Genomic DNA, 253 nt, shown 5'->3' on the forward strand with positions numbered 1-253 from the left:
AGTGCCCCATCAGCAGCGCTCAACTCGACCGTCAGGTCATACAGGTCCGCGGCGCCGTAGCCACGCGGCCACCACAGGCGCACGTCCGGCACCCGCACCTGCAGCGACACCGCTGTCTCGCCGGCGGCGACCGGCACCTCTGCGACGACGTCGCCGACCGTCGCGGTCACCGTCAACGGTGTGTCCGCGGCCCGCTCCAGGACGATGTGCACGTCCACGACACCGTCAGCACCGTCGACCGACACGAGGGGCC

General features: G+C 71.5%; 1 protein-coding gene. It reads right to left on the reverse strand.

Annotated elements, in window-relative coordinates; translation table 11 throughout:
* Nucleotides 1–218, reverse strand: a 218-nt coding sequence (locus tag OP18_RS50880; RefSeq protein WP_162189956.1) for a hypothetical protein, incomplete at its 3' end; no start/stop codon positions are given.
* Nucleotides 219–253 lie beyond the last annotated feature (35 nt).

Source organism: Dactylosporangium aurantiacum, assembly GCF_000716715.1.
Taxonomy (GTDB): domain Bacteria; phylum Actinomycetota; class Actinomycetes; order Mycobacteriales; family Micromonosporaceae; genus Dactylosporangium; species Dactylosporangium aurantiacum.